Source organism: Mucilaginibacter sp. P4_D1, from assembly GCF_056401935.1.
This window is the reverse complement of record NZ_JBFUIJ010000028.1, coordinates 16,990-28,845: the sequence shown is the minus strand read 5'-3', so window position 1 is coordinate 28,845 and position 11,856 is coordinate 16,990. Positions and strand designations below refer to the sequence as shown.

At 44.4% G+C, this 11,856-nt stretch carries 14 protein-coding genes; 7 read left to right on the top strand and 7 right to left on the bottom strand.

Features of this window, described 5'->3' with window-relative positions; genetic code table 11:
• Positions 1 to 90: 90 nt before the first annotated feature.
• The gene (locus tag AC1DV1_RS20660; protein ID WP_477362725.1) at positions 91 to 507 is read right to left on the bottom strand and encodes a putative signal transducing protein; all 417 of its coding nucleotides are present in this window, start codon (positions 505 to 507) and stop codon (positions 91 to 93) included.
• Between the two features lie 58 nt (positions 508 to 565).
• On the opposite strand from AC1DV1_RS20660, the gene AC1DV1_RS20655 reads away from it, so the two are divergent.
• The 5 genes from AC1DV1_RS20655 (at position 566) to AC1DV1_RS20635 (ending at position 3,479) form a co-directional block, all read left to right on the top strand.
• Positions 566 to 1,534: a helix-turn-helix transcriptional regulator gene (locus AC1DV1_RS20655; protein ID WP_477362723.1), complete on the top strand. Its 969-nt coding sequence runs from the start codon at positions 566 to 568 to the stop codon at positions 1,532 to 1,534.
• Positions 1,535 to 1,590: 56 nt separating this feature from the next.
• Positions 1,591 to 1,941, top strand: a complete 351-nt coding sequence (locus AC1DV1_RS20650; RefSeq protein ID WP_477362721.1) for a DoxX family protein — start codon at positions 1,591 to 1,593, stop codon at positions 1,939 to 1,941.
• Between the two features lie 4 nt (positions 1,942 to 1,945).
• Positions 1,946 to 2,386 (top strand): EVE domain-containing protein, encoded by a 441-nt coding sequence (locus AC1DV1_RS20645; RefSeq protein ID WP_477362719.1) that lies wholly within the window; start codon positions 1,946 to 1,948, stop codon positions 2,384 to 2,386.
• A gap of 11 nt (positions 2,387 to 2,397) precedes the next feature.
• A complete protein-coding gene (locus AC1DV1_RS20640; RefSeq protein ID WP_477362717.1) occupies positions 2,398 to 2,820 on the top strand; it encodes an SRPBCC family protein in 423 nt (140 codons plus the stop codon).
• A gap of 191 nt (positions 2,821 to 3,011) precedes the next feature.
• Positions 3,012 to 3,479 carry a GyrI-like domain-containing protein gene (locus tag AC1DV1_RS20635; protein ID WP_477362715.1) on the top strand — a complete coding sequence of 156 codons (468 nt, stop codon included), beginning with the start codon at positions 3,012 to 3,014 and terminating at the stop codon, positions 3,477 to 3,479.
• Positions 3,480 to 3,702: 223 nt separating this feature from the next.
• Here AC1DV1_RS20635 and AC1DV1_RS20630 read toward each other — a convergent pair whose 3' ends face one another.
• Both AC1DV1_RS20630 and AC1DV1_RS20625 read right to left on the bottom strand, forming a co-directional pair.
• Positions 3,703 to 5,037, bottom strand: a complete 1,335-nt coding sequence (locus tag AC1DV1_RS20630) for a dihydroorotase (protein WP_477362713.1) — start codon at positions 5,035 to 5,037, stop codon at positions 3,703 to 3,705.
• Positions 5,038 to 5,131: 94 nt separating this feature from the next.
• Positions 5,132 to 5,554 carry a winged helix-turn-helix transcriptional regulator gene (locus tag AC1DV1_RS20625; RefSeq protein WP_477362711.1) on the bottom strand — a complete coding sequence of 141 codons (423 nt, stop codon included), beginning with the start codon at positions 5,552 to 5,554 and terminating at the stop codon, positions 5,132 to 5,134.
• 83 nt (positions 5,555 to 5,637) lie between these two features.
• Here AC1DV1_RS20625 and AC1DV1_RS20620 point away from each other — a divergent pair, with 83 nt between their 5' ends.
• Both AC1DV1_RS20620 and AC1DV1_RS20615 read left to right on the top strand, forming a co-directional pair.
• Positions 5,638 to 6,522 carry an NAD(P)H-binding protein gene (locus AC1DV1_RS20620; protein WP_477362709.1) on the top strand — a complete coding sequence of 295 codons (885 nt, stop codon included), beginning with the start codon at positions 5,638 to 5,640 and terminating at the stop codon, positions 6,520 to 6,522.
• A 520-nt stretch (positions 6,523 to 7,042) separates the two neighbouring features.
• Positions 7,043 to 7,459, top strand: coding sequence for a hypothetical protein (locus AC1DV1_RS20615; protein ID WP_477362707.1), 417 nt, complete (start codon positions 7,043 to 7,045; stop codon positions 7,457 to 7,459).
• 273 nt (positions 7,460 to 7,732) lie between these two features.
• On the opposite strand, the gene AC1DV1_RS20610 is transcribed toward AC1DV1_RS20615, so the two are convergent.
• From AC1DV1_RS20610 to AC1DV1_RS20595, 4 genes are read right to left on the bottom strand one after another with little or no spacing between them, the layout of a single operon-like run.
• A complete protein-coding gene (locus AC1DV1_RS20610) occupies positions 7,733 to 9,106 on the bottom strand; it encodes a di-heme oxidoreductase family protein (protein WP_477362705.1) in 1,374 nt (457 codons plus the stop codon).
• An 8-nt stretch (positions 9,107 to 9,114) separates the two neighbouring features.
• Positions 9,115 to 10,188: an imelysin family protein gene (locus AC1DV1_RS20605; protein ID WP_477362703.1), complete on the bottom strand. Its 1,074-nt coding sequence runs from the start codon at positions 10,186 to 10,188 to the stop codon at positions 9,115 to 9,117.
• A gap of 7 nt (positions 10,189 to 10,195) precedes the next feature.
• On the bottom strand, positions 10,196 to 10,618 hold the full coding sequence (locus tag AC1DV1_RS20600) for a QcrA and Rieske domain-containing protein (protein ID WP_477362701.1): 423 nt from the start codon (positions 10,616 to 10,618) through the stop codon (positions 10,196 to 10,198).
• A 12-nt stretch (positions 10,619 to 10,630) separates the two neighbouring features.
• Positions 10,631 to 11,818 carry a hypothetical protein gene (locus AC1DV1_RS20595; RefSeq protein WP_477362699.1) on the bottom strand — a complete coding sequence of 396 codons (1,188 nt, stop codon included), beginning with the start codon at positions 11,816 to 11,818 and terminating at the stop codon, positions 10,631 to 10,633.
• Positions 11,819 to 11,856 lie beyond the last annotated feature (38 nt).

The following is an 11,856-nucleotide window of genomic DNA, read 5'->3' as shown; positions in this document are numbered from 1 at the left end:
AGTTTAGTGTGTTTAAAACCAAGATGTTTTATACATCTCGAATCTGTAAATCAAGAACCCTCTCCTTTTGAGAGGGCAGGGTGAGGCTCTTTACTCAAAATCCTGGTGGCAGTTAAAACAATGCCATGCCTTGCTATTTATAAATGGCAGAATTGAAGTTATAACTGATTCAAACTTGCTACGATCTGTTGGCCCAACATTAGTTGACGCACAAAACGGACATATCACGACATCATTGGTTTCTTCATCCAGTTCTATATGGTCAAGCTCGTGCATATCGCCTTCGGCGGCTAATATGGCGCGGCATCGCTCCAGGTCGCGTTCAAATATTTTAAGTTTAATGCCGCCTACAGCCTGGTTGTACAATGGGTTCGCGGTAAGTGTATTTTCGTCGGCGATAAAACAGGGAATACCATTATCTTCCAGCTTGGTACGCACAATGTGCGCCAGCATAACATCATAATAGTTTTCAAATGTTATAATTTTGTCGTCCTGTTCAAGAGCCATAAAGGTGATAATTGAAATAATAGTACAAATGTAACCCCTTTTTTGTTTAATTTGGTGTATGAACCGCATCGACCGCATATCTGCCATTTTGATTCAGCTACAATCGCGCCGGGTAGTTAAGGCCGGTGATATTGCCGAACGCTTCAATATCAGCCTGCGCACGGTTTATCGCGATATTAAAACCCTGGAAGAGGCGGGTATCCCCCTGATAGGCGAAGCCGGTGTGGGTTACTCCATTATGGATGGCTACCGCCTGCCGCCTGTAATGTTTACCCGCGAAGAGGCCACCGCCTTTTTAACGGCCGAAAAGTTTGTAGAAAAACTTACCGATGCCAGTACTAACGCGCAATATCAATCGGCCATGTATAAGGTGCGGGCTATTTTAAAAACATCAGAAAAAGATGCGCTTGAAAACCTGGATGGCAGCATTGAGGTAATGAAAAGCCATAGCCAGCGGCGGGCCGCCGGTACTAATGATCACATTCAAACTATACTGGACAGCATTATTCATAAAAAAGTGCTATGTATTGATTACTTTGCCGCCCACAACCAGGAAAATACGCGGAGAGATATAGAGCCTGTTGGCGTGGTTTACCTGGATGCTTTTTGGCACCTGATAGCCTATTGCCGCCTGCGCAATGATTACCGCGATTTCAGGATCGACCGTATTCGCAAACTGGTGGTTACTGATAATAGCTATAACAGCAGTAAACACCCAACATTAAAAGCCTACATAGCCCAAACTATTAAAGAAAAAGATTTGCAGATGGTGGTGATCAGGGTTGATAAAGAGATTTACAATTACCTGGAGCACCAGAAATATTACAGTGGCTTTATCTCTGAAAAAAATGTGGGCAATAAAATAGAGATGACTTTTTTAACCGCGTTTATTGAAGGCTTTGCCCGCTGGTACATGATGTTTGGCGACCATGCCGAGATCATTAAACCCGATACTCTGAAAGATAGGGTTGCCGAAATTATTACCGCCATTAGCCAGAAAAATTTGCAGGAGTTAAATTCCTACTGACATACTGCTGTCACCGGTCCGTGTTTTATTTGTGCTGTAATCAAAATCTACAACACATGGAAATTAAAACAATCCTTATTTGGGTACTGCTTTTAGCATACGTGATACCCGGCTACATTTTTGGCTTCCAGAAATTATTGGGTCAAAAAGAAAAAGTGCAACAATTTAAAAGCTGGGGCTACCCGCTGTGGTTGATGCATCTGCTTGGCTTTGTTGAAGTGCTGGGCGGCAGCCTGATGCTTTACGGGCCAACCCGTATTTATGGTATGGCGTTGTTCCCGGTAATTTTGGCCGGTGCCGTTTATACACACATCAAATTTCGCGAGCCAAAAAAAGAGGTAATGACGCCCGTTTATGTTGGGCTGCATTTATTGGTCATATTTTTGTTAACCCTATCAATAGCATAATGTTATGAAATACTGGATAACCGTTGTATCAAAAGATCATATTACCCGCGGCGTGGCCGGCGGGTTTATGCAAGCCAATCATGGCAAACAGGGGCCGCTTACCCGTATGGCAACCGGCGATTGGGTAATCATCTATTCGCCTAAGAAGAGTATGGAAGGCGACGAAAAACTCCAGGCCTTTACAGCCATAGGCCAGGTTGCCGCCGATGAGATATATCAATATAAAATGAGCGAAAATTTCAAACCTTTTCGGCGCGATGTTACTTACTATAAATGTAATGAAACACCCATAGTACCCCTGGTAGATAAATTGAGCTTTATGCCCAATAAACAATCATGGGGCTACCCCTTCAGGTTTGGTTTTTTTGAATTGCCCGGGCACGATTTTGAGCYGATAAAAAACCACATGTTAACAAACGAACCAACACCAATAAACAATAAATAAACCACTTCATTATGGAAAAGCTGACGTTAAAAACCGAAATTAAATTTAAAGCCCCTGTCGCTAAAGTTTGGCAAGGCCTTACCGACCCGGCAATGGTAAAAGAATACTTTTTTGGTACCAATTTAGAATCGACCTGGAAGGTAGGGGAGCCCATTAAATTCAGCGGCGAATGGGATGGGCATAAATATGAAGACAAGGGAACTATCCTGGAAATTGAGCCAGGCAAATTTGTTACATACAGCTATTGGAGCAGCATGGCCGGTACCGAAGATAAGCCCGAAAACTATGCTAATATCACTTACAGCCTGGACGAAGAAAACGGCGAAACCACTTTAACTATTATCCAGGATAATATAAAAAACCAGGAAGCCAAAGAGCACTCTGAACAAAACTGGCAGGGTATGTTTGAAGGACTGAAAAAGATGATTGAATGATTTTAAATGTGCAGATTTCAGATGTGCAAATGTCAGATATGCAAATGTCAGATATGCAGATGGAGCCAAAGTTTTACAACGAGCAGTGCAGCTAAATAATCTGCACATCTGAAATCTGCATATCTGCACATTAAATAAACTCTATAATAAATTGACTAAAAGTTAATTATAAACCAGTATAACAAATAGTAATGACATCAATAACAGCAAACGTGCATCTAAAAGGCTTCTTTTTGGAAGGTATTTCGGTACGCACAACAAATCAAAATGGACAGTCGGCAAAGGACATTGGCGAGCTATGGGGCCGGTTTATGGACAACAATGTGCTGCTGCAGATTGAAGACAGGATAACAGACGAGATATACTGCGTATACACGGATTATGAAAGAGATTATACCGGCTTTTACACCGCGGTGTTGGGTTGTAAAGTAAGTTCGCTGGATAACATCCCCGAAGGGCTGATAAGCCTTATAGTACCTGCGGCTGACTATGTGAAATACGTTGCCAAAGGCCGCCTGCCCGATTGCGTGGCCGAAGCCTGGCAAAATATATGGAGTAGTGATTTAGATAGGAAATACATTGCCGATTTTGATGTTTGGGGAACCAAAGCCCAAAACCCGGAAGATGCAGAGGTGGATATTTATGTTGGGGTTGTCTGAATCAGAATTTTTCACCTATTATTTGTTTTTAAGAGGTGTTCAAGAAGGCTACGCCGTTTGCAGGATTTAAGAATTTACAGAATGTATTTTGAATGAATATTGACTTTTGTCATTTTTAGATTGCTTCAGCGCTTCAAACGGTATAGTTTTCCGATGCTTTTCTATCGCTTTTAGAATCCAGAAAATTCTGTAAATCCTTAAATTCTGCAAATTCTGATTCAGACTACCTACTAAAATTCAGGCGTTTACCGGTCTCACCTTCCACCAGGCTTCCGTTGGCGTACACAATATTGCCCGATACCAGGGTATAAGCTATCCGTGAGCGGAAGGTAGTGCCTTCAAAAGGGCTCCAGCCACATTTATATAAAATGTTGGCCTTGTTTACGTTCCAGGGGTTATTCAGGTCAACTAAAGCCAGGTCGGCCCAGTAGCCTTCTCGGATAAAGCCGCGCCTGTCAATCTGGAAACAGGTAGCCACATTATGCGCCATTTTTTCGGCTACTTGCTCAAGTGTAATTTTACCGTGGTGGTAAAGTTCAAGCATGGCCGGCAGCGCGTGTTGCACCAACGGGCCGCCCGAAGGCGCCTGTAAATAAGGCTGTGCTTTTTCTTCGATGGTATGCGGGGCGTGGTCGGTGGCTATCACATCAATACGGCCATCTAAAACAGCCTGCAAAACAGCGTCTCTGTCGCTTTCTTTTTTTACAGCTGGGTTCCACTTAATCAGGTTGCCTTTAGTCTCGTAGTCGGCGTCTGTGAACCACAGGTGGTGTACGCAGGCCTCGGCAGTAATGCGCTTCTCTTTAAGTGGGATGGTATTATCAAAAAGGTGCGTTTCAAGCGCGGTTGAAATATGCAGGATATGCAGGCGTGTATTATGCTTTTTGGCCAACTCCACCGCCAGGGATGATGACAGGTAACAAGCCTCAGCGCTGCGGATCTTCGGATGAAGAGTTATCGGGATATTTTCGCCCAGTAATTGTTTGTAATGGTTAAGGTTGCTTTTAATGGTGGCCTCATCCTCGCAATGTACTGCTATCAGCATAGGCGAACTAGCAAAAAGGTTATCCAAAGTTTGCGGATTATCAACCAGCATGTTGCCTGTTGATGAGCCCATGAAAACCTTAATGCCACAAACGTTGGCCGTATCCGTGCGCAGTACCTGTTCCAGGTTATCGTTAGATGCGCCCATGAAAAATGAGTAATTAGCCAGTGAATTACGCGATGCAATGTCGTATTTATCCTGCAGCAGCTCCTGGGTTAACGTGTTAGGTACCGTATTGGGCATCTCCATAAATGATGTGATACCCCCTGCTACAGCCGCACGCGATTCAGAATGAATATCTGCCTTGTAGGTAAGCCCTGGCTCACGAAAATGCACCTGGTCGTCAATGCAGCCGGGGAAAAGGTAAAGGCCTTCGGCGTTTATAACTTTATCGGCCTGGGCATCAATTTGCGGGTCTATACGGTCAATCAAGCCATCTTTAATCAATACGTCGGCTATCAATTGTTTGTTTTCGTTAACGATGGTTGCTGATTTAATGAGAATGGTAGCCATATAGGATTTCGGATTTGGGATGTTCGAGTTCGGATTTATGTTGGGCAAATTTAGAATTTAGGGGGATATATTCAGGTATCGCCCAAACACTGATTTATATCACCGGTTTTGCAGTTTCCGGCATCTCCGGGAAACTGCCCATGTTTTTATAAATGGCGGTACCATTAGCCTCGCTGTCTTCAATTGCCCAGCTTGCCATGGCGTACATTACCGGCCTTAAACCTTCGCCTGTTGTGCTCAGGCTATAGGTTACGTATGGCGGCACCACTGGCTTTGCTTCCCTGATAACCAGTTTATCGGCTTCCAGCTGCTTCAGGTGCTGGATGAGCATTTTTTCTGTTATGGTAGGTATTGCCTTTTTTAACTCGCTGTAGCGCTTGCTGCCGTTTAGTAGATGAAACACTATAATTGGTTTCCAATAGCCGCCTATACGCTCCATTACATACGTTACCGGGCACTCTTTAAATGCGGCTTGCTTATTTTCCTGTATGGTTGATGTTTCTTTGATCTGGGTCATGCCGATACATACTTTAGGGTAAGTACTTGTATAAAAGTAAGTACAAATATAACTTTGCCCTCAACAAAAACAAAATTATAATCATGAAAATCATCGTAACAGGTTCATTAGGCAATATCAGCAAACCATTAGTAAAACAATTAATTGAGGCAGGCCACCAGGTAACCGTCATCAGCAGCGATAAAAATAAAATTACAGCAATTGAGGCTTTAGGCGCTGCGGCGGCTATTGGCTCATTAGCCGATACCACATTCCTTGCGGATACTTTCACCGGGGCGGATGCAGTTTACGCCATGGTGCCGCCAAACTTCGGTGCCACTAACCTAAGGGAATATATGGGCGACACCGGTAAAAGCTATGCCGAAGCCATCCAAAAATCGGGAGTTAAAAAAGTGGTAGCATTAAGCAGTATTGGCGCGCATTTAAGTGAAGGAACCGGGCCGATAAAAGGAATTCACGATGTGGAAGGTATTTTGAGCGGCTTACCAGGAGTAGCTATCAAATTCATTCGTGCGCCTTTCTTTTATGTGAATTTGCTTAATGATATTCCGGCTATTAAGTACCAGGGAATTTTAGGATCAAACTATCCGGCTGATGCCAGGCTGATATTGGTGCATCCGCGGGATATTGCCGACGCTGTTGCCGAAGAACTACAAGCCGATTTTACCGGCAAAAGTGTACGCTACATTGTGAGCGACGAAAGCACAACCGCCCAGGTAGCAACAGCTTTAGGCAAAGCCATTGGTAAACCCGAATTGCAGTGGACTGGTTTTACCGACGAGCAGGCGCTTCAGGGGATGTTACAGCACGGTTTGCCGCCCGAGATGGCCAAAAACTTTGTAGAAATGGGCACAGCTGTACGTAGCGGAATAATCTGGGAAGATTATGATCTCCATAAACCCACCCAATCGGGCAAGGTAAAACTCGAAGATTTTGCCAGGGAATTTGCCGAAGTTTATAACAGCTAATTGAAATCAAAAAAAAGGCCGCCCTCACAAAAATGAGGGCACTGAAAAAGTCCTTTATAATTTAAGGGCGTGTTGTGCAGTCAAAATAGAGGCTCTGAGAATCGTCTGTACGAAAGTACTCTCCACCACCTATCCGAGTACATCAAAGAAAAAGAGTCTGTTTTCAATATTGAAAACAGACTCTTTTGATAAATAGCCACTTTTTCAGTGCCCTCACAAAAATGAGGGCGGTTTTTTTGGCCAGCCTGAAATATTTTTTACGCAGGTATCTGATAACCCTATGCTAAAAAAAGGCGATTATGTAAAATGGCGTGCGCTCTTTTCGAATAACAATTATAAATTTACCTCCTGTATTGAGCAACCTGAACTACTATAAACTGTATCTTCAGCCTATTATCACAATTTATTACCTATGGAGCAAAAAGTCATTCATATTCAATTTAATCGTGCACTTTTTGCAAGCGGGCAAAAGAGCCTTTGGAAATTTGCAATGCGGAAGTCCTTTAAGCAATATATCTATATGTCGGTAGTTGCGGCCGTATTGACGCTGATAGAATTCGCGCCCGACAATAAAAACCAGTTTTCTGTTAGCAAAACAATCGCCTCGGGATTTATTTTTTATATAACTTTAGTGTGGATAGGTTTGATAGAAAGATGGATAAAACTCCATAAGAGAATTAAAACTATTGGCGACCGCTTTGAAAAAGAAGGGATGGATTGCACCTATATTTTTAACGACGATGGCATTTTTTACGAAGACAAAGAAAAATCCATGAAACTAAGTTGGCAGCTTTTTAAACCTTTTGAAGCTTATAACGATAACATATATATTAAACAGAAGGATACGAGTTCTGTGGTATTTCACCTTAGCCGTCAGGAACTTGGCGATAAGGATTATGATGAGGTTTATGCCTTATTGGAAAAGAAAACAGGGTAGAGTTAAGCATAAAAAAAGCACCCAATCAGTTTGGTTGCGCAACTGGCGATTAGGGAAATCGCTTTTGAAAGTTGATCCTGAAGAAAGGTAGCTCCTAAGGAGCAAAAAGGGTTGAACTATTCGTTTTCTACAAACAGGTAGCCTCTACGAGGCAACTTAAAAGTGTATTGTCTTGTAACGGTTAACCATTTGTAGCTGAAAAAGTTTTTTTCCTGAACTGGTGATTATCCAACCCTTATATACCCAAGAAGAAAATTTTATTTCAGGTTTCTCTTACAAACTTCCCAAAAACTTCAATACCAACGCCCTGTCTGACTTCGATAGTTTGGAGAAATATACTTTAGAAGCCTCCGCTTCGCCACCGTGCCACATAATGGCTTCCGTTACGGATCGTGCACGGCCATCATGTAAATAGTAGCCCGGGCTGTTCACTTTTTCGAATAAACCAAGGCCCCAAAGCGAGGCGGTGCGCCATTCCTGTCCGCCGGCCAAAAAGTCGGGGCGGTTATCGGCAAGGCCGGGACCCATATCATGTATAAGTATATCGGTATATGGGTGTATCACCTGGTTTGATACCGGTGCGAAAGCTACATTTACCCCTGTAGTAAGCGTTTGCCTGTGGCAAACAGCACATTTGGCCGCCTTAAATAATGTTTCTCCTTTTTTGCTGTCGGCATCGGTAACGTTACGGCGGGCCGGCACAGCAAGGGTAGCGGCATAAAACCTAACAGCGTTCAGGGTGCTGTCAGGCAATTCAGGGTCGTCCTTCAGTCCATCATCCTGGGGTTGGCCAAAACTGCTTTCAACCGGGAATATCCTGTTGGTAATACCAATATCCTGGTTATATGCTGCTGCAACCTGCGTTAGTATCGATGCGGTATTGGCTTTCCATCCAAACCTGCCCAGCCGGCGCGATTGCGTGGTAACATCCCAAACGTAGTTGGGTTTGCCTTTTATGCCATCGCCATCTGCATCGTTAGGATCGGCCATGGCAACAATTTCGCTTTCGGGTACGGCCTCCAGCAAGCCCAGGCCAAACATTGGGGGCGCCAGGCGGGGCGAAAGCAGGTAACTGCCGGATATAGCTGTATATAAATTAGTAAGCGTATAAGTGGGCGCCCTTAATTCATAAGTTTCGCCATCGGCAAAACTGTAGGTGGTATAAGTGTAGGCAATGTTTATTTTAGCCTCGGGCACCTGGCCAAATACCGCCTTATCCTGTAATTGCAGGCCATAGTCGGGTACCGGAAGGGGGCCGCCATGGGCATCGGCGCCAGGCAGGCTGATACGCACCAGCAGCGACGAACGCGATTCGCCCGCGGTAGGCAAGCCGATACCATCATTATGATGACATGATATACATGACGTGTTATTAAAAATAGTGCCTAACCCGCTGTTAATAGGTGCAGGCGCGGTAACAAATATTTTGCTGAAAGCTGCGTCGCCAAAGCCATGTACCTTTTGATCATAATCTGACATGCCGGCGAACATGTTACTGAACGCATGCGATGTGATATCAAATACTGTAGTTATCCCGCCCGAAAGGCGCTCGTCATATCCTGTATCAGGAAACTGAGCCGCCTTTTGGCATTGTGATAAAATAAGTACTAATAGTGTTAATACGCCAACTACCTTTAACTTTTTCACTTGTATAATTAGTCTGTAATATTTGCTTCAATGAAAGCGTTTAAGTCAACGCTCAAGGTTGTTTGTAACGTGGCTATAGCGTCTTGTGTAGCCTTGACCTGGCCGCGCTGGTTGTATATGGCTTTTTCAAAAGTTTGGGTTATGGTGCCAAATGAAGCCAATACCGCGTTGTACTGTGTTTTGATTTTGGCATCCAGCGAAGCATTTTTTGCCGCCACTAATGTGCTCAGGCTCGCGGTGCCGCTTGCGCCGTTATAAGTACAGGTATACACATTCAGGATACCCTTGATGTTATTTGTAAAATCGGTAGTGGAGTTATGCGAAAACGACGATTCATCCAGCGTGCTGTCGCGGGCGGCATATGGATCTTCCATTTTACCGGTGCCAACTTCGTTGCAGATATCCGACATTGCACCAACCATCGCCTTAAATAGATCTTTACGGGTTTTGAATACTGCACTTCCTTTTCCTGCCGTGGTTACGGTTGCCGAATAGTTGCCGCTTGCAGCGGCCCAGCTGTCGCGTAACTGGGTAGTGGTATTTACCAGGCTCTGTGTTGTAGAGGCCAGGAAGAGTTGTTCGCGGGCAGTAATATCGGTGGCTTTTCTGGTGCCGCCAACGCCGAATATAATATATTCAATAGCGTGAAAGCCTTTGGCCGTGCCATCAAGCTTATCAATATCGGCTACAGCCAATGATCCCGAACTGGCCAGTAAGCCATCAACATCAAGCTTGTTTAGCGGCCAGCTATCCATTATGGGGTCGTAGTCATTGTCTTCAACCGGGCCAAACAAAAAGCCTTCGCATGCTTCCCATGGCGCGCGGGTGGCTTTCCAGGCATTTTGCGCAGCTAAAAGGTTGGCCGCATTTGGGGTAGCAATTAAAGCCGTAACCGCCGTTTGCAACACCACTGCATTTGCCTGTATCTGTACATAATTGGGGTTTGCAACAACGTTCACAAAATCGTTTATCACCTGGGCTTCCACGTCGGTTGTTACCGGAGTGTTTGTTGTATTGCTTTTGCTGCAGGCGCCCAAACCAAGCGCGGTTATGCAAACTAATGCAAGTAAGTTGTTTTTCATAGGTAAGTTAAATTAGATGGATGATTATTTGATCTGATAGTATTTCTGTTTTGTACTTTTTTAACGGCCGCTCGGCAGGGCCGGTAATTACTTTACCTGCACCGTTAAAAGCGCTGCCATGCAAATCGCATTTATAGCCGTTACCGGTAGGCATTAACTGGTTATCTGCATGAGTACATTTTAAAAGTAAAGCGGTATAGCTGCCATCGGCCTCCTTTTTTAGGCCGATATTATAATACTGGTTTTTAGGTTGGATAAGCTGGAAATTGGTTGTGCCGAAAATGGCAACCGGTACGCTTACCGCATTATTGGCTACGCCTGTTTTGTAAACAGGTAAAGTGGCACAACCAGATAAAGATCCCGTTATCATACCTGCGCCGACAGCTACACACAATGAGCACGACTGTTTAATGAATTTTCTTCTGTGCATATAAAGCCTCATTTAAAATGAATATCCCACGCCCAGGTTTACTAAAGAGTTGCTGGTTTGATATGGCCGAGCTACCGGGCTTGGGTTTATTACCAATGCCGGGTTTTGCACGCCTGTGTGGGCCAGCCTTACGTCGGCCTTTACAACCACGTTGCGTAGCGGCAGATAAGTAAAGCCCGCAACTACAAAATTCTGGTTAAGCGTTTGGTCGGTTATGCCATTTGGCGGAACCCCCGAATTAAGATTAAGCTTTTCATCGCGTACAAACACAATGAGTTGGGCAGGATTAATTTTGCCGTAGTTTTGACGAAAAAGCAAATCGTAACCAATTTCGGCATAAGCGCCATACATACTTTTGGGTGTATTGCTGGCATAGGCCCGGTTAATCTTGTCTGCATCGGGAATAGAGGCGATAGTGCCCAATATTTTAACCGAAACCCCCTGGTTATTATATTGTATATCGCCCTCGCCCATGGCTACGGGTGTGCCAAATATGCCCGAGTTTAAGCCAAGGCTATCGGCCTCAGTTTTCCGGATGCCCACCGTACCACCGTAGTAGCCCGATAACTGCGCTTTAAAGCTGCCCTGGTAATATTGCAAAGCACCGGTTACGGCAAGATTGGTGCCCGTAGCATTACGCCCCTCAAAACGCCCGTCAACTATGCCAGTTCCGTGCGTGAAGCCAGCAGCGCTCAGTCCGTTCATTATCCCCACCGAGTAATTAACGGGCAGGTTATTTAAACGGCCATAAAATCCTATGCCCAATTCGCGCCAGGTAGCCGGAATAACCAATGTTTCTACATAGTTACGTTCGTTACCATTAAAGGTGGTAGGCAGGTGGTTTTCGTTCAGGATGCCTATGCGCGGCAAAAACAAACCGGCCACGATATATTGATTAGGGTTAAGGCTGAACTTTAAATAGGCTTGCTCAATAGTAATTTCGCCTCCGGGCTCGCCGCCGTTAACTTTGGCGTCCTCCAGTTCAAGTTCAGAGAAAAACGAAATCCTATCGCTAAACTTATGGCCCACAAAAAGTACAAAACGTTCCAGGTCAACTTTGGCGGTCCCATGATTGGAGTTGTACTGATAGAAGGCATTTCCGTAGCCACCTATTGAGGTGTTGGTGAGAATAGAGTTTTTTGCAGTATTGTTATTAAGGGAATCTTCTGCTGTTGAATTATTCGGCTGTTGTGCTAACAATGTGCCCGATATAAATAAAGATATTATGAGTAGAGTAC